Origin of the sequence: Peribacillus kribbensis DSM 17871 (genome assembly GCF_000430765.1) — a bacterium.
Classification (GTDB): domain Bacteria; phylum Bacillota; class Bacilli; order Bacillales; family DSM-1321; genus Paraperibacillus; species Paraperibacillus kribbensis.
Genome location: NZ_KE387245.1, coordinates 130,297 through 147,312, shown reverse-complemented (window position 1 = coordinate 147,312; position 17,016 = coordinate 130,297). Strand labels below are relative to the sequence as shown.

Sequence of the window (17,016 nt, the reverse complement as noted above, 5' to 3'; positions counted from 1 at the left end):
AGATATGAACATTAATAAAGATAGGGAATCAAACAGGGAAACACCCGTTACCATGTTTCGCTGATCGTCCTCCAAAACCGCTTGGGGAGAAAAGATAAAGATATTCAGTCTTATTTCAGGATTCCTTCGAGTTCTTCCCGGATTTATAGAAAGCTAGCTTAAGATCCCTGCAATGTTATGGAGATTAAAAATGATGAAGCAAATAACAATCCCGTTTTTCACTAAATTTACCATTATTTTATTGAACTTCATATATTTTTCTTTATTGTTGAATACGACTAAGAGAAGGCTGCTTTCAACCAGAGTAAATGAGATCCAAAAGACAGCCCCGATGATTGGCAGTGTCAAAAATCTTTTGGCATCACTGTACAGCAGGGAGGGCCAATCAAGGAAAATCTGAAGAAAGCCGATGAGAAGAAACAGAAGCGAGGTAATATCAAAAAACAATACCAGATATGATGTTTTTTCATGAGAGCTTGTTTTAAACATTCCATTCACTCCTTGAAAAGTTACGTAAACAATCATGAACAACATATAGAAAATTATACCATTTCAAAATGACTTCGTGTATCCCCTTTATCAACAAAAAATCCATTTTTAAAACAAGAAGGAAATATTTGCCTTGTTATATTGTTTTAATGATATAATGAATTTTGTTTTGGAAAGGGGGATTACGATGAAAATTTCTGAAGAATGGAACCAGGAAGAAAGCGACTACATAAGAGAAAAAGTGATTGCGCACAACATGAATTTTCTGCCTCCTGAAGTGAAGCACCCCTTAAAAAAATTCGGTTTTATCCTCAAGGATTCAGAGGGGAGCATTAAGGGAGGAATAACCGGGACCATGTTTTGGTATCATCTGCATATTGACTTCCTCTGGGTAGACCAAAGCATTCGGCATCAGGGCTTTGGAAAAGAGCTGCTTAGACGATTAGAAGCTGCGGCTGAAGAAAGCGGCTGCAGACTTATTCTACTGGACACCTTCAGCTTCCAGGCACCAGGATTTTATCAGAAATACGGATATTCCATTACAGGGAAAGTGGAAGACCATCCGAAGGGCTTCTGTCAGTATTTCTTAGAAAAAAGAACTGTAAAATAAAAGGGAGGTTTTAGCTAACTAGTATCCTTTTATCCGAGAGTACATTTATGGAGGGTATATCCAATGTTTGTCCAGCAGATGGCGGGAGTCCTGGCTCAGGAAAATCAACTCTTGCAAGGGAAATCGCCAAAAGGGAAAGGGCTGTCATCATTGACCATATAAATATATAGAATGTTATCTGAATGAAGCGAACGAGAATCAGAGAAGACTCCAGACACGTCCAAGGTTGAAAAGCCAGATTCAAGGATTCCGGTCCTTCAGTCACTAGGTTAACAGCAGCAAGAAACCTGACAAAGAGAATTTCATGATCATTAACAGCCGTAAGAATCTGGATGGATGTCAGCCATTGTTTATTTAAACTTAAACCGGAAACCCAAGAGAGGTGAGAGACATGGATCGAAATTTGTTTACCCTTTTTTGCTGGGTGATTTCTATCATTCTTTTATTCTGCATGATTTTTGTTGAAAATTTAAGAATCCTTATGATTGCATCCATCCTTATTGCCAGCCTTCCTTACTTTTGGAAAGAAGAAAAAACTCGTTCCAAAGATCGGGGAGATTGAAGGCGATGCCCAGCCAGCGCCTTAACATACTGGCTGGGGAATCCTCCTCCACATCCCGTTATACTCTTCCGCGCCATAACTCCATTTCATCTTTATTAGCATGTGTATTCACACGAATAACCGTAAAAAAATAAACAGGGAAAAGAAAAAAACAGATGTAAACGCTTAATTCTGGTTTTTTGGTTTAATATCACCATTTCTGGCTGATTTTCACCCTTTACTCCAGAATTGAACGGGCGTAATATGAAGCACATAGAAAGATCATATGTATGGCCTAATCTTTTTATAAGAACGGAGGACCCAGTTTTTTGGGGCTAATTCTACGAAAGTAGAAGGGATGAACGCTTCTTTCGCCATCCTGCCCGTCAGCTAACTTCGTCGGCTAAAAGCGGAAGGAGGTCAAAAGGCCATCCTGTGCTTTGCATAAAAGCATACTACGGAAATAGGTCTTTTTTGCTGAAAAGAAAACATGCTGTACACGACAATAAATAGCTATTTTAAAAACGGTGATAAACACGAAAGAAGGGTGCAAGAATGATACACTTAGACAGCATATGCCCGAAATGCGGAGAAATAAGCCATGTAGAACATAAAGGTGAAAAGATCCTCCTTGTAACCTGCAATAACCATCACGTTTACGAACATATCGTTATTCCCCATTCAAGGGAATATGAAATAAAAGATGAGAAAAGAAGTTTACTGGAAGAAATGATTGTAGAGAAAAAGTTTTACAGAATGAGTGATAAATCAACGATCTGCCTCCTGATCTTCAACAATGGCTATGAGATCGAGGGCAGGTCCACTGTGAGAAATGCAGAAGATTTCCGTACAGTGATTGGGAAAGACAAAGCCTATGAACAGGCATTGAGAAAAGCCATGGAGGCATTATCGCCTGTGCTGGAATCAAAGGGAAATTAGAAGATTGGTGAGCCTGCAGAACTCCTGCAGGCTTTTTATTTTGCAGCAGCCAAAAATTATAAAATAGTTGTTTTTTTTGTAAATACTTTTAAGCTCCTTTTTTGTACGTTAAAGATAGTTTAAAGAAGGGGGAATAAAGCTATGCTTAAGCAGATGAAATCTTTAGCTGGTCTGTTGGTGCTTGTTATGTCTTTTTCTTTGCTTGCTGGATGTAACAATAGTACGGATGGAAAAGCGGAAGGAAGCAGCAATACCAATAAAGGAAAGAAAATCGTAGTAGGATTTTCGCAAATTGGTGCGGAAAGCGGATGGAGAACTGCAGAAACTAAGTCTATAAAAGAAACCCTTGGAAACAGCCCGGACTTTGAATTGAAATTTTCCGATGCACAGCAAAAACAGGAAAACCAAATTAAGGCCATCAGAAACTTTATTGCACAGAAAGTAGATGTCATTGCTTTAGCTCCGGTAGTAGAGACAGGCTGGGAAAGTGTACTGAAAAAGGCCAAAGATGCTAAAATCCCAGTGATCCTTCTTGATCGCGGGATAAAAGTGAAGGACGATTCCTTATATACAAGCTTTATTGGTTCAGACTTCATACTTGAGGGGGAAAATGCAGCTAAAGAATTAATCAAGCTTGTGGGCTCCGGCAAAAAAGCAAACATTGTAGAGCTGCAGGGCACTGTAGGGGCAAGTGCAGCAACAGATCGGAAGACAGGATTTGCTAATGTATTAAAGGATAATCCTGATTTCAAGATCATTAAATCCCAATCAGGTGATTTTACAAGAGCAAAAGGAAAAGAAGTAATGGAGGCATTTTTAAAATCCGATGGCAAAAACATCGATGCTGTATATGCTCATAACGATGATATGGCACTGGGAGCTATTCAGGCCATTGAGGAATATGGGCTAAAACCAGGAGAAGACATTAAAATCGCTTCCATCGATGGAGTAAAAGATGCATTTGAAGCTGCCGCACAAGGGAAGACAAATATAATTGTGGAATGCAACCCTTTACTTGGACCACAGCTTGCACAAGCCGTAAAGGATTTGAAAGCAGGAAAAGAAATTCCTAGATGGATTAAGACAGACGAATCTTTATTTGTTGGAAAAGATGCCGCTGAACAGGCATTGCCTTCAAGAAAATATTGATTGAACAGTTTTAGAATGGAATTCTGATCGGAATTGCTGAAACAGCATTCCGATTTTACTATGTCAAAATCTTCTATTACGCCCTTGTCTTTCTGAATATTTAGAATAATAATAGAGATAAGATTATGCGGGAGAAATATGGATATGAAGCTTGTTTGGCATTTCAATAATAAAAGCATCCGTTTTAAGCTGCTATTCTACTTTTTTGTTATTATCATTCTTTCAGTATTAACCCTCACCCTGCTTGGCAGCAGCATCTATAAAAAGTCCCTGCAGGAAGAAGCTACTTCCTATACCGTTCAAATGATGAAACAAGTCTGGAACCAAATTGAAAGCAACCTAAATGGATACGATGATATTATCCAATATTTATCGATGGATGAGAGTATACAGAAATTTATGGAGGAAGAAGAGCCGATATCTGATCTTGAACAAAAAGTAAATGAAAAATTAAAAATTTATAAAGAAAGCCATGCTGAAATTGCAGGCGTGATTGCGGTTAATAAAAGCGGTTTGTATACCAGCAATGAGACCTTTGCTATATCTAGAGATAATTTGACTCAGGAATACTGGTATAAGCAGGCAGAAGCAGCACCGGATCGGCTTCAATTAATCAGTAATCCAATTGGAAGAAATATCAAAGAATCATCGGATTATCAAGTGAATAATTTATTATCCGCTGTAAAGGCAGTTAAAGATCCAGTAACCAATCATGTAAGCGGTGTCATTTTAATGGATATAAAGCTTGATTTTATCAAAAAGGTTCTCGAATCCATTAAATTAGGAAACAGCGGATTTATCTTCATTCTGAATCGTGATGGGAGTGTTGTCTATTCGCCTGTTAATCCCATTGTGTACCGGATCCATCCTGACTGGCTTTCCAAAGACCGAAGTCATACGCTGGAGAAGGTGATCAACCGGAATATATATCAAATTATTTACAATACATATCCTTCTATTAAATGGAAGGTCGTTGGAGTGTTTTCGCTGGATGAAACTACTGAAGTTGTCTCAAGGGTACAATTTTACACGTATATCATCGGTGTGATCACCCTGCTTGTTTCGTCCATCGCTGCCTGGTTTTTTGCCAGTTCTATCATTAACCCTGTCAATAAATTGAGAGCTTTGATGCGAAATGTAGAGGAAGGCCGTTTTGATAAGCCTTTCCACTCAAAGTACAATGATGAAATCGGCCAGCTGGGTAAAAGCTACAACAGGATGATTCAGGAAATCAGCAGACTTATTCAGCTCGTGTATACAGAACAAAAAAATAAAAGAGAAGCTGAATTGAAAACCCTGCAGGCGCAGATCAAACCGCATTTCCTTTATAATACGCTGGATACCATTCAATGGATGGCCTATGAATATAAGGCACATCGGATTGTAGAGCTGATTAATGCCCTTACCACATTATTTAGAATCGGATTAAACAAGGGAAATGAATTTATAACGATCGAAGAGGAAATAAAACATGTTGAAAGTTATCTGATCATTCAAATGACCAGATACGAATCAAAGCTGGAATACGAAATACATGTAGAAGAACAGGTCAAAAAATACAAAATAATAAAAGTTCTTCTGCAGCCGTTAGTGGAAAATGCCATATACCATGGAATCCGTAATAAAAGGGGAATGGGACAAATATTCATTACAGTAAAACAAGTAGAAACTGATCTTGTTTTGACGGTGAAGGATACCGGAATAGGAATCCCCCCCGGAAAGACCAGGGAATTAAATGAAATTTTACAACAGCCGAATCATATGGAACCAAGACAGCAGGGATACGGCCTATTTAATGTAAACGACCGGATTAAACTTATGTATGGAACAGAATACAGGGTGACCATTGAGAGTGCAGACACCGAATGGACAATGGTTCACATCCATCTCCCGATCCAAAGCTAAATGGGATTCTTGGATAAATTCGTTAGGAGGCATAGCTATGTTTAAACTCTTAATAGCGGATGACGAGATCATAATTAGAAGAGGACTAAAAGCCGCAGTAGACTGGGGAAAATTTTCTATTCAGATTGCAGGCGAAGCAGAGGATGGAGAGATTGCCCTGGAGATGGCCAAGGAGCTTAAGCCAGATATCCTTTTGCTTGACATCTGTATGCCATTTCTTAATGGACTGGACCTTATTAGAAAATTAGAGTCTGCTTTACCCGAAGCATTGTTTATCTTAATCACAGGGCATGATGAATTCTCTTATGCCCAGCAGGCTGTCCGGCTGAGGGTATTTGACTATCTTTTGAAACCAGTCGATGTAAAAGAACTAGAAAATGTGATTGAAAGAGCGGCCAGAGAATTAAAAAATAAAATGGATCTTCACAGAAAAGATGAAAAGTTTGAAGGAAATCTCGAATTGCTAAAGATGGATTTTTTGCAGCGGTGGATATGTGGATCTGCTTCACAGTCAAATTTTAAGGAAGAGTTGAATTTATTCAGGATTAACCTTGAAGGACCCGTGGGGGTGTCTGTAATAAAACTGCTGAATATTGATTTACATACAGCAGATAAAGTCTGGAGCGATAAATTGTCAGCGTTTTCACTTGTTAATATCACGAGGGAACTTTTATCTGACTTTCCTGAGGCAGAAGTTTGTGAAGACACAGAAGGAAACGTAATAATCCTGCTGCCTTTGCAAAGAGCTGAGGAATTATCTTTCATTAATAAAAATATAAAAGAAAAAGCAGAAGGTTTCCTTGAAAAGACTGTTGTATATTCTGAAAAAACAGCCCAATCAGCTGAAAATATACCGTCCATCTATCAGCAATTATTGGAAGAATTAAGTTCTTATTCTCATCTTTCTCCAATTGTGGTTTTGGCAAAAAACTATATTGATCAGCATTATTTTGATCCTTTAATGACCTTAACGGAAGTCGCCGAAAAAGTTAAAGTAAGCCCCTCCTATTTAAGCAAGCAATTTAAGAACGAATTGGGAACATCCTTTATCCAATATGTAACGAAGGTGCGAATTGATCGATCCCTATTATTAATGAATGATCCTTTTTTGAAGGTTTACGAGATTTCGGAAAAAGTGGGCTACAGCACCCAGCATTATTTCTGCAATGCCTTTAAAAAAGTGGTAGGGATATCTCCCAGCTCCTATAGGAGCGGGAGCAGAAGGTGAGTCTCAGGAATGTTATAATTACGTTAATAGCGGCAGGAACAGCGATAGGCCTTATCATGTTTGGCGATTTATATGGGGGCAGGGAAGAACAGACTGTTCATTCCCAAGGAAATGTAAAATACTTAATCGGGGTTTCCCATCCCAACTTAAACGGACCCTGGCAGATTCAAATGAATAAGGAAATTAAAAAGGAGATTTCCCATTATAAGGATACAAGAGTGATTTTCACCGATGCTGTGCAAAATGATGCCCAGCAGGTGAGGGACATCCATTCCCTTATGAATTACGGAATTGACCTCCTGATCGTTTCTGTAGACAATGCTAATACGTTGACACCGGTAATTTCTGAGGTATATAAAAAAATCCCGGTAATCGTTTTAGGCAGGGGAGTCAAGGGTTACGATTATACACTTTATATCGGCTTCGATAATCAGCTGAATGGGAAGATGGCAGCGAAAGAGGCTATTAGCTTATTAGGGAATAAGCGGGGAAAAATTATTCAGGTGGAAGGAAATAAGGATTCGCTCCAGGCAGAAGAGCGGACGAAGGGTTTTGAAGAAACGATCAAACGAGAATCCTCCCATACGATCATTCGTACAATTAATGGGAATTGGATGCGGGACAAGGCGGAGGATGAGCTTAAACTTCTGTTGAAATCTGGAATGGCGCCTGACTTAATTTATGCTCAAAATGATGCGATGGCGCTTGGAGCCTATAGGGCTTTACAAGATTTTAAGATTAAAGGAGTGAGAATTATTGGCAGTGATGGGCTGAATGAAGAAAACGGCGGACTCAGGCTGGTCAAAAAAGGAACGATCGATGCCACTTATATTACCCCTACGGGAGGAATAAAAGCTGTGCAGTATGCAATGGATATCCTCCATAAGGTTCCCGGCCTGCCTAAAAAGATTATTTTAAGAGACCATAAGGTTACAAAAAATAATGTGGACACCTATTTACGTTCCTTTAACAATGATGTGACCTCAAGCAGTAAAAACAAACATAAACGTATCAAACTCGGGTTCGCTCAGGTAGGTTCAGAGAGTGAGTGGAGACTCGCAAATACAGATTCCATCGTTTCCGCAGCGAAGAAATCAGGCATTGATCTCCTCTTAAGGAACGCGGATTACAGCCAGAAGAAACAAATTGATATTATACGGAAGTTTATTAAACAGCATGTGGATGTCATCGCCTTTTCACCTAAAACCGAAGAGGGCTGGGAAGGGATTCTGAAGGAAGCAAAGGAAGCAGGCATACCTGTCATTCTTTCAGACCGGGAAGTAGATGTAGAAGATCAAACTCTGTGGACTTCCTTCCTAGGTTCTGATTTTGTTGAAGAAGGAAGGAGAGCCGGCAAGTGGCTTTCATCACATTTTCACTCTGCAAAGCCTGTCCATATTATCGAACTGGAAGGAACCGTTAACTCTGCACCCGCAGTGGACCGAAAACAGGGATTTAACGAAATTATAAAACAAAATCCTAATTTTTCTCTTTTACACTCCTATGCCGGAGATTTCACTATGAATAAAGGGAAGAAATTAATGGAAAAGGCACTCGCAGAATATGGCAAAGAAATCAATGTGGTTTATGCCCATAATGACGATATGGCCTTAGGTGCCATAGAAGCCATAGAGGAATATGGCTTAAAACCCGGACAGGATATAGTAATTATTTCGATTGATGCTACTAAAAAGGCATTTAACTCTTTAAGTGTGGGGAAGATGAATTTTACCGTTGAATGCAGCCCCCTACTGGGACCACAATTAATGAAGGCAGTGAAGGACCTGGAAAATGGAATTGAAATTCCCCAAAGGATCATTACTTCGGAAGAAACGTTTGATCAAAAACAGGCAAAAAAAATGCTTTACCAAAGAGCTTATTAGAATTACACCCAACCCCTTGAAATTTCAGAGGGGTCTTTTTTATGAAAAAAAGTGAAAAATTACAAAAAAAGCTTCTTTTTTTTAAATACTTACAGACAGAATTTTTTTATACTGATACATAACTTTAGTACGAAATATGAGTTGGAAGGTGTTAGGTATGAATTCAGACAGCTTGCTTGTGGCAAAGGGGATTTCAAAGGGCTTTCCAGGAGTAAAAGCACTCTCAAATGTAGACTTTAGTCTGCGTAAGGGGGAAATCCATTCCCTGATGGGTGAGAATGGTGCGGGAAAATCGACATTGATTAAAGTTTTGACTGGAATACTTAAAAAGGATCAAGGACAGATCTACCTCGAGAATAGCCTGATAAGCCCTGCTTCTGCTGAAGAGGCTAAAAGGCTTGGCATCAGTACGGTATACCAGGAGGTAAACCTTTGTGAGAACTTGTCAGTTGCTGAAAATATTTATATAGGAAGGGAACCTAAAAAAAATGGAAGAATTGATTGGAAGGAGATGTACCGTAAAGCGGAGGTTTTGCTTAAAGAGAAATTAAATATTGAGATTGATGTAAAACGAACTCTTTCTTCCTATTCCACGGCGATACAGCAGATGACTGCGATAGCCAAGGCCGTCGATACCTCAAGTGGTGTCTTAATATTAGATGAGCCTACGTCAAGCCTCGATAAAAGTGAAGTGCAAAAACTGTTTGAAGTTATGAAGAATTTAAAAAGCAGAGGGATGGGGATCATCTTTGTTTCCCACTTTCTTGATCAGGTTTTCGAGATATCTGATCGAATCACGGTCCTTCGCAATGGCCAGCTGATTGGAGAATACCAGACGAGTCTTTTAACCAGAAATGAGCTAGTATCAAAAATGATAGGGAAGGAATGGATTGAACCTCTGCTGTCACAAAAAAAGCATGCTGCCAATATAAGTAAAAAGAATTTTCTCATGGTGAAGGGCCTCGAGAAAAAGGGCTCGATGAATCCTGTACATTTATCCATAAAAAAAGGAGAAGTCCTTGGATTGGCCGGTCTTTTAGGCTCAGGAAGAACGGAAACAGCAAAACTTCTATTCGGGATCGACGCGTCTGATAATGGGACACTTGTTATTGAAAATGAGAAGATCCATTCGATGAATCCGAAGCTGGCGATTGAAAAGGGCCTGGGATTTTGCCCGGAAGACCGTAAGACAGAAGGAATTGTCGGAGAGTTAACCATTCGGGAAAATATGATGCTGGCACTTCAGTCCAAGAGGGGGATTTTTAACTATATTCCACTCAAAGAACAAAAAAAGATAGCAGAAAAGTATATTAAGCTTCTAAACATAAAGACCCCAGACATGGAAGAGAAAATTGAAAACTTGAGCGGGGGAAACCAGCAAAAGGTCATTCTATCCCGCTGGCTAGCCACAAACCCCAGTCTCCTAATCATGGATGAACCGACCCGTGGAGTCGATATTGGTTCTAAGCTGGAAATTAGAAAATTAATATTAGATTTAGCAGCAGAAGGGGTAAGCATATTATTCATTTCTGCAGAATTAGAAGAAGTTGCGGCATGCTGTGATCGAGTGATTGTATTAAGAGACCGGTATCAAATCGGGCAATTAGAAGGAGAAAAGATCAGTGTTAAAAATATTTTGGAATTGATTTCAGAAGGAGCTGGTGTCGTTGAGTCAGTTCATGATTAGGTACACACAGTCAAAGCTATTTTGGCCGTTTGCTGCACTAGTACTTCTGCTTTTGATCAATTTCTTCACAATTCCCGGATTTTTTCACATTACCATCAAAAATGGACATCTGTTCGGAAGCTTAATAGACATCATGAACAGGGTTATCCCTCTGCTTGTCATTGCCATAGGAATGACGCTGGTTATTGCCAAAGAAGGAATCGATATATCCGTTGGTTCAATCCTTGCCATAACAGCTGCAGCCGCTGCTTCTCTGCTGGAAGTTGCACCGCTTCCTTACGCCATCCTTTTTGCCCTTGTGATAGGTTTGATCTGCGGACTTTGGAACGGAATCTTAATCGCTTATTTAAAAATCCAGCCTATGATTGCCACCCTGATTTTGATGACAGTCGGAAGGGGAATCGCACAATTGATCACCGGTGGGCAAATCCTGACCATCAATAATAAAGCCTATGAATATATTGGAAAGGGATTTCTGCTGGGCTTCCCTTTTGCGATATACATTGGCCTTGCAGTGTTCTGCATCGTCCTGATAGTAAAGAAAAAAACGGCACTTGGTCTCTTTTTAGAGTCTATAGGCTCCAATAAAACCTCTAGTCATTTTGCAGGAATAAGACCAGAAAAAATGATACTCATCGTTTATATCATTTCAGGTATCTGCTCGGCGATTGCCGGGATCCTGGTTAGTTCCAATGTCAGCAGTGCCGATGCAAACAATGCTGGATTATGGATCGAATTAGATGCTATTTTAGCCGTGGTGATCGGAGGGACATCCATGCGCGGGGGAAGATTCTATCTGGGAGGGACGCTGATTGGTGCCCTATTCATTCAGACGCTCTCAACAACCATTTATTCCATCGGAATCCGGCCGGAAATGACGATGGTTGTAAAAGCAATTGTGGTAATAGCCGTCTGTCTCATGCAGTCAGGTGAATTCAGAAAACTCATCAGACAATCAAGCTTCAAGAAGAAGGTGAATGAAGCATGAAAAAGATTTCTCATCGAATTAACGAGAATAATATCATCATTATAGCGACCTTGTTTTTGATTGTATTGCTGTATGGCTATGGTTCACTCTCCTTTACTGGATTTTTGAGTATGCAGGTGTTTCTCAATCTGTTCATCGATAATGCTTATTTAATCATCATAGCCACAGGTATGGCATTTGTCATCATTACGGGCGGCATTGACCTTTCGGTGGCCTCCTTTGTAGCCTTTGTAAGTATAATCACGGCGTCCCTGCTGGAGCATGGACTACATGCATACTTGGTTATTCTATTGACCTTGCTCTTAGGAATTATTTTTGGAGCAGGGCAGGGATATCTGATTTTCAGGTTTCAGCTTCATCCGTGGATCGTCACATTGGCCGGGATGTTCCTGGCAAGAGGCTTATGTTATTTAATCAGTACAGAAAGCGTTGAAATCACGGATAATACGTTCATGTTCCTATCAGATTATAAATTGTATGTAATGGGTGAAAATTATATTTCAATCGGCGTCGTTCTATCGATCATCTTTGTAGCTGCTGCTATTTATCTATCAAAATACACAAGCTTTGGAAGATATGTGTATGCCGTAGGAGGCAATGTCAGTTCTGCAAGACTGATGGGCCTTCCTGTAGGAAAAACGACGATAATGGTCTATACATTATCAGGATTCAGCTCTGCACTTGGAGGCTTTGTATTTACTGTTTATATGCAGTCCGGCTATGCGCTTCATTTAATGGGAATGGAAATGGATGCGATAGCAGCATGTGTGATAGGAGGAATCCTATTGACCGGAGGAGCCGGGTATCTGATTGGTCCTGTCCTGGGAGTGCTGAGCATGGGAATGATCCAGACGATCATTATGTTTCAGGGGACGTTAAGTTCCTGGTGGACAAAAATTGTGGTGGGTTTCCTGCTTTTTCTTTTTATCCTGCTTCAGCGCCTGATCGTGATTAGAAGAGGGAAAAAGAGGATGCATTCAATAGCTGATCTTCATACTGATTCGGCCTCGACAAAGCAGCATGCCTCCATATCTTAGTGAATGGAATACGTTTGATTGAAAAATTACAAAAATGTACGCCTTATTGTAAATCTTTTCTCTATCATTCTTGCTAAAGTTATAAGTGAATGAGAGAGGGAAAGGAGGATGGACTGAAATAGCTATATCACTGAAAATGAAAGCGTTTAAAAATGTAAAGCAAGTAAGGGAGGCGGGAAAAAATATGAAAAAGAAGCTTTTTGTTTATATTACAGCCTTTACGGCTGTCCTGGCACAAGCCTTCTGGCTGAATACTGTATCACCTGCTATCGCGAAGGCCGAGGACAATCAGGCGGCTCATGGTCTGAAAGGTGAATACTACACTTCCTCAGGAGAAGCTAAATTCGATTTTAATCAATTGAAAACCACCATCGTCGATAACAACATTAATTTCCCTGACTTAAATCCAGTCTTCGATATGTTTACAGGGCAGAATGATAATGTTGCCGCAAGATGGACCGGTAAAATTGTTCCTGAACGCACTGAAGATTACACGTTTTACATGATAGGGGATAACGGATTCAGACTCTGGATCAACGGGAAATTAGCCATTGATTTCTGGCAGGATAAATGGGATATAGAACAGAAAAGCGCTCCTATTTCACTGGAAGCCGGGAAGAAATATGATATTAGAATTGATTACTTCGAACATTTTGGCGGAGCCAATTTAAAACTATATTGGTCAAGTCCTGGAACCGAGAAACAAATCATCCCGAAAAGCGCCTTCTTCCTTCCGGACGATTACATTTTAAACAATGAAATTCAATCTTCCACGGTTTTGGAAGATGGGAAGCATGTTGAACTTTCGTTCAATCATTCCTTAGAAGCTTTGCCCGCTGACCTTAAAGATCATTATCAAATCAATGTTTTTGGCCGGGAATGGCCTATTCGCCAGCTCTCTATAAAAAAGAATGAACCAGCTGTACTCTTGATGGAGTTGAACGAACCCATATACGAGCGTACGGGAGATCAGGTATTGGTGAAATACGATGGAAAAGGAAACATGGCGACATCAGAAGGAAAAGAAATTACCTCATTTGTTACCAGGGCTGAAAACCATTCACAATATAATATAGCCTCACCCTGGGCTGACAAAGTCAATGAAAATAATGTCTTATCAGAATATCCAAGACCGCAATTGGTTAGGGACAAATGGATGAGCCTTAACGGAAAGTGGGAATTTCAGCGTGCATTGAACAATGAAGCCGCTCCTTCAGGGAAAAAGCTTAATGAATCTATTCTCGTCCCTTTTGCGGTGGAATCCGCTCTGTCAGGAATTGAGAGAAAAGAATCCCATATGTGGTATAAAAGGAATTTCACCATTCCATCTAATTGGAAAGGTGATCGGGTCAAATTGAATTTTGATGCAGTGGATTATAAAACTGTGGTTTATGTCAATGGGCAGAAGGCAGGAGAGCACATAGGAGGGTACGATGCCTTCAGCTTTGATATTACCGATTATCTCGTTAAAAAAGATAATGAATTAATCGTAGAGGTATATGATGAAACCAAAGGGGGCCAGTCAAGAGGAAAACAAACAACCAATCCAGAGGGGATCTGGTACACTTCTACATCAGGAATCTGGCAGTCTGTATGGTTAGAGCCTGTGTCAAAATCAAGTATAGAGTCTATAAAAACGGAAGCAGACATTCAAAAAAATAAAGTAAATGTGACAGTGAAGGGAACGAATCTTAAAAACAAAATCATTGAAGCAGTGGTGTATATCGATGGGAAGAGGTTGACCAGAACGATCGGCACCCCAGATCAGACCATTTCCGTTCCGGTGCCAAGCCCGCATTTATGGACCACAACCGATCCATTTCTATATGACCTGCAGCTGAATGTAATTGAAAATAAGACCGTTGTGGATTCAGTCAAAACCTATTTCGGCATGAGGGAAGTATCGGTCGGAAAGGTGAACGGCCAGCTCCGCCCGCTGTTAAATGGGAAATTCATCTTCCAGATTGGGCCATTGGACCAGGGATACTGGCCAGAAAGCGGGTTAACAGCCCCGACTGATGATGCATTAAAATTTGATATCCAAAAGACAAAGGAACTTGGATTTAACATGATCCGAAAGCATATTAAGGTAGAACCGGAACGCTGGTATTATTGGGCGGACAAAATGGGGATGCTCGTATGGCAGGATAAGCCAAGTATGGATGGCTCCGGGGCAGGGGGAAGAGCAAGTGCGGAAGATCAAAAGCAGTTTGAACTAGAGTTCAACGAAATGATTCAAGAAAAATACAATCATCCATCGATCTTCTTATGGACCGTCTTTAATGAAGGATGGGGACAATACGATACAGCAAGGATGACAAATTGGGTAAAGAGCCTGGATCCTACCCGGCTGGTCTCGAATGCGAGCGGCTGGACTGATTCAGGGGCAGGGGATGTTTTAGACTGGCATACGTACACTGCTCCAAACTCGCCGCAGGTAGAGGAAAACCGAATTGCAGTCATTGGCGAGTATGGGGGTCTAGGTTTAGCCACCCCTGGACATGAGTGGGGGACGACCGGCTGGAACTATGTCATGATGAAGGATAAAGAGGAAGTTACCAAAACGTACGTAGAATACATTGAATCTCTAAAAAGATTCATGTACAAAAACGGTCTTAGTGCAGCTGTATATACGCAAACAACGGATGTAGAAGGAGAACTGAATGGGCTTCTCACGTATGATAGAAAAATCACCAAGCTGGATGCAGACAGAGTCCGGAAAGCCAATCAATCCTTAATTGATCTCTCTTCACCAAGAAATATCCTGAAAGGAAAAATAGATGAGGCAAAGGAACTCCTGAAAAACTCCCAAACAGGAGACGAACCAGGACAATATTCTAAGGAAGCGATGGACGATCTGCAGGACTCCATCAATGAAGCCAAAAAAGTCTACCAAAAGAAAAATACGGACGATGAGAAGGTGTTTGCAGCAATTCGTCTTTTAACTCAACAGTTAAAAGATTTCAAGGAAAAAATGAACCCTCCGATTGAAAAAGAGGCGATTATGGATCCATTTGATTCAGGAACCTTATCGAATAAATGGTCCATTTTCCGGGAGGACGCTGCAAAATGGAGCTTATCCGAGAATCCGGGACATCTTATGATCACCACCCAGGCCGGTGATTCTCATGAGGCATCGAATTCCATTAAGAATGTTTTCCTGCAGGATGCACCATCAGGGGATTTTGAAATCACGACAAAACTGACTGCTTCCGTTCAGAATAACTATGAGCAGGCGGGATTATTTATCTGGCAGGACGAGGATAACTATATCCGCTTTGGCCATGTGTATGATAACGGTTTAAAACTCGAAACAGCGAAGGAAGAGGGAGGAAGGTACAGTAAATCTCTTAATATGGCTCAGCACCCGGGAGATGAAACGGTCTATTTAAAAATCAAAAAAACCGGAAACCTCTATTCAACCTATTTCTGGTCGAATGGAAATTGGGAGAAGGCAGCAGACCCCATCACATCCAGCATTAATGTCAAAAAGGCTGGTTTATATGGGACCAGTGTAGGAAGCGGTAAAAATGTAAAAGCATCTTTTGATTACTTCACCATGCAGAGCCTCCTAAAATAATACTAAAATGATCAATGGGAAGGAAAGCATATGCTTTCCTTCCCATGTGTTTTTTCTGCTCCCTGTCTATTTTTGAATCGTAATCAGCTCCTCAGCAAGCTTGTTCCTCTCAGCAAAGGATAGATCATCCGGGATTTTTTCTGCCCTCTCCCTGGACAGCTGGACACTGTACACCACTCCTTTAACAGGCGCCTCCATATAAACCGTATTCAGAAATGAGAACCTTTTGATCATCCGTGAAGACTGATCGATGAGCAGCTTTTGAACGGCGGACTCCTTGGACCAAAAGGAATCGTATTTTTCTTCGGTTATGGATGACGAAGGATTTTTCTGCTTGAATTCTTCGTAATCCTTTACGAATAAGATAACCGCGTTATGATTATTTTCGATTCGATGTTCTTTGATGAACGCGCCGCCTTCCATACTTTTGATATGGGCATTAAATTCCTCAATCTGCCCGGTTTTTTCCTGGACAGCCGGGACGCTGTTTTTGTCTGGAGGCAGGGATGGGGAAGGTTCCTTCTTCGCAGTGGAAGTCTCCTTAATATCGTGCTGTCCGGCCGTATTAGGATTCTTTTTTGATTCTTCGTGGTTATTGGAGCTGCAGGCAGAAAGGGTGATCGATATCAGCAGCAATAGAATTTTTTTCATTGTTTTCCCTCCTATCTTTTGATTTGGCAAGGGTTTAAAAAATCTCTTGTTTTCCTTAGTATGGCTTTTTAATGAAAAGTAAGCAAGATTAGGTAGTGTGTTAGGAGCAATCGATGTTTATCTTCTTGCTGAAGGAAATTTCCGTATTGGAAGTAGTCCCATAGCCGCCTAACTCCATATGTATTTACTCATTCTTACGGTTATCTTTTTCTGTCATATGTTCACCCCCTCCACTTAACATTCCAACTTCAGCAGACTGGGCTTATAGTTTTGTCGTATGGAACGGTTATATATATAAGGTAAGTGATGAATATGTTGAATTAGCAGGT

13 protein-coding genes and 1 riboswitch are annotated in these 17,016 nt (G+C 40.5%); of the genes, 11 read left to right on the top strand and 2 right to left on the bottom strand.

The window, feature by feature from the left end:
- Window positions 1–153 precede the first annotated feature (153 nt).
- A complete protein-coding gene (locus tag H539_RS0127240) occupies window positions 154–489 on the bottom strand; it encodes a hypothetical protein (protein WP_026696155.1) in 336 nt (111 codons plus the stop codon).
- A gap of 187 nt (window positions 490–676) precedes the next feature.
- Here H539_RS0127240 and H539_RS0127235 point away from each other — a divergent pair, with 187 nt between their 5' ends.
- The 11 genes from H539_RS0127235 (at window position 677) to H539_RS29905 (ending at window position 16,036) form a co-directional block, all read left to right on the top strand.
- Window positions 677–1,099, top strand: a complete 423-nt coding sequence (locus H539_RS0127235) for a GNAT family N-acetyltransferase (protein ID WP_026696154.1) — start codon at window positions 677–679, stop codon at window positions 1,097–1,099.
- Window positions 1,100–1,490: 391 nt separating this feature from the next.
- Window positions 1,491–1,661 (top strand): hypothetical protein, encoded by a 171-nt coding sequence (locus H539_RS31890; RefSeq protein WP_155890305.1) that lies wholly within the window; start codon window positions 1,491–1,493, stop codon window positions 1,659–1,661.
- A 261-nt stretch (window positions 1,662–1,922) separates the two neighbouring features.
- Window positions 1,923–2,061: riboswitch (cyclic di-AMP (ydaO/yuaA leader) on the top strand.
- Window positions 2,062–2,195: 134 nt separating this feature from the next.
- Window positions 2,196–2,579 (top strand): Gp49 family protein, encoded by a 384-nt coding sequence (locus tag H539_RS0127220; RefSeq protein WP_026696153.1) that lies wholly within the window; start codon window positions 2,196–2,198, stop codon window positions 2,577–2,579.
- Between the two features lie 141 nt (window positions 2,580–2,720).
- On the top strand, window positions 2,721–3,728 hold the full coding sequence (locus H539_RS0127215; RefSeq protein WP_026696152.1) for an ABC transporter substrate-binding protein: 1,008 nt from the start codon (window positions 2,721–2,723) through the stop codon (window positions 3,726–3,728).
- Between the two features lie 144 nt (window positions 3,729–3,872).
- Window positions 3,873–5,633 carry a cache domain-containing sensor histidine kinase gene (locus H539_RS0127210; protein WP_026696151.1) on the top strand — a complete coding sequence of 587 codons (1,761 nt, stop codon included), beginning with the start codon at window positions 3,873–3,875 and terminating at the stop codon, window positions 5,631–5,633.
- 37 nt (window positions 5,634–5,670) lie between these two features.
- Window positions 5,671–6,861, top strand: a complete 1,191-nt coding sequence (locus H539_RS0127205; RefSeq protein WP_026696150.1) for a response regulator transcription factor — start codon at window positions 5,671–5,673, stop codon at window positions 6,859–6,861.
- The gene (locus H539_RS32375) at window positions 6,858–8,744 is read left to right on the top strand and encodes a substrate-binding domain-containing protein (RefSeq protein WP_026696149.1); all 1,887 of its coding nucleotides are present in this window, start codon (window positions 6,858–6,860) and stop codon (window positions 8,742–8,744) included. The genes H539_RS0127205 and H539_RS32375 overlap by 4 nt, the downstream gene beginning before the upstream one ends.
- A 157-nt stretch (window positions 8,745–8,901) precedes the next feature.
- Window positions 8,902–10,431, top strand: coding sequence for a sugar ABC transporter ATP-binding protein (locus H539_RS0127190; protein ID WP_026696148.1), 1,530 nt, complete (start codon window positions 8,902–8,904; stop codon window positions 10,429–10,431).
- Entirely contained in the window at window positions 10,412–11,419 is a 1,008-nt protein-coding gene (locus H539_RS0127185) for an ABC transporter permease (protein ID WP_245602275.1), read from the top strand. Before H539_RS0127190 ends, H539_RS0127185 begins: the two co-directional genes overlap by 20 nt.
- A complete protein-coding gene (yjfF, locus tag H539_RS29910) occupies window positions 11,416–12,456 on the top strand; it encodes a galactofuranose ABC transporter, permease protein YjfF (RefSeq protein ID WP_051348836.1) in 1,041 nt (346 codons plus the stop codon). Before H539_RS0127185 ends, yjfF begins: the two co-directional genes overlap by 4 nt.
- A 184-nt stretch (window positions 12,457–12,640) precedes the next feature.
- On the top strand, window positions 12,641–16,036 hold the full coding sequence (locus tag H539_RS29905) for a PA14 domain-containing protein (protein ID WP_162144792.1): 3,396 nt from the start codon (window positions 12,641–12,643) through the stop codon (window positions 16,034–16,036).
- Window positions 16,037–16,102: 66 nt separating this feature from the next.
- Here the strand turns inward: H539_RS29905 and H539_RS0127170 are convergent, their stop codons facing one another.
- Window positions 16,103–16,687 carry a hypothetical protein gene (locus H539_RS0127170; RefSeq protein WP_026696146.1) on the bottom strand — a complete coding sequence of 195 codons (585 nt, stop codon included), beginning with the start codon at window positions 16,685–16,687 and terminating at the stop codon, window positions 16,103–16,105.
- Window positions 16,688–17,016: the final 329 nt, after the last annotated feature.

Excerpts from the sequence above, each read along its gene's own strand:
- H539_RS0127170 (WP_026696146.1), bottom strand. The coding sequence starts at position 16,687 with ATGAAAAAAATTCTATTGCTGCTGATATCGATCACCCTTTCTGCCTGC.
- H539_RS0127215 (WP_026696152.1), top strand. The coding sequence starts at position 2,721 with ATGCTTAAGCAGATGAAATCTTTAGCTGGTCTGTTGGTGCTTGTTATG.
- yjfF (WP_051348836.1), top strand. The coding sequence starts at position 11,416 with ATGAAAAAGATTTCTCATCGAATTAACGAGAATAATATCATCATTATA.
- H539_RS29905 (WP_162144792.1), top strand. The coding sequence starts at position 12,641 with ATGAAAAAGAAGCTTTTTGTTTATATTACAGCCTTTACGGCTGTCCTG.
- H539_RS0127205 (WP_026696150.1), top strand. The coding sequence starts at position 5,671 with ATGTTTAAACTCTTAATAGCGGATGACGAGATCATAATTAGAAGAGGA.
- H539_RS0127190 (WP_026696148.1), top strand. The coding sequence starts at position 8,902 with ATGAATTCAGACAGCTTGCTTGTGGCAAAGGGGATTTCAAAGGGCTTT.
- H539_RS0127235 (WP_026696154.1), top strand. The coding sequence starts at position 677 with ATGAAAATTTCTGAAGAATGGAACCAGGAAGAAAGCGACTACATAAGA.
- H539_RS0127240 (WP_026696155.1), bottom strand. The coding sequence starts at position 489 with ATGTTTAAAACAAGCTCTCATGAAAAAACATCATATCTGGTATTGTTT.
- H539_RS0127220 (WP_026696153.1), top strand. The coding sequence starts at position 2,196 with ATGATACACTTAGACAGCATATGCCCGAAATGCGGAGAAATAAGCCAT.
- H539_RS31890 (WP_155890305.1), top strand. The coding sequence starts at position 1,491 with ATGGATCGAAATTTGTTTACCCTTTTTTGCTGGGTGATTTCTATCATT.
- H539_RS0127210 (WP_026696151.1), top strand. The coding sequence starts at position 3,873 with ATGAAGCTTGTTTGGCATTTCAATAATAAAAGCATCCGTTTTAAGCTG.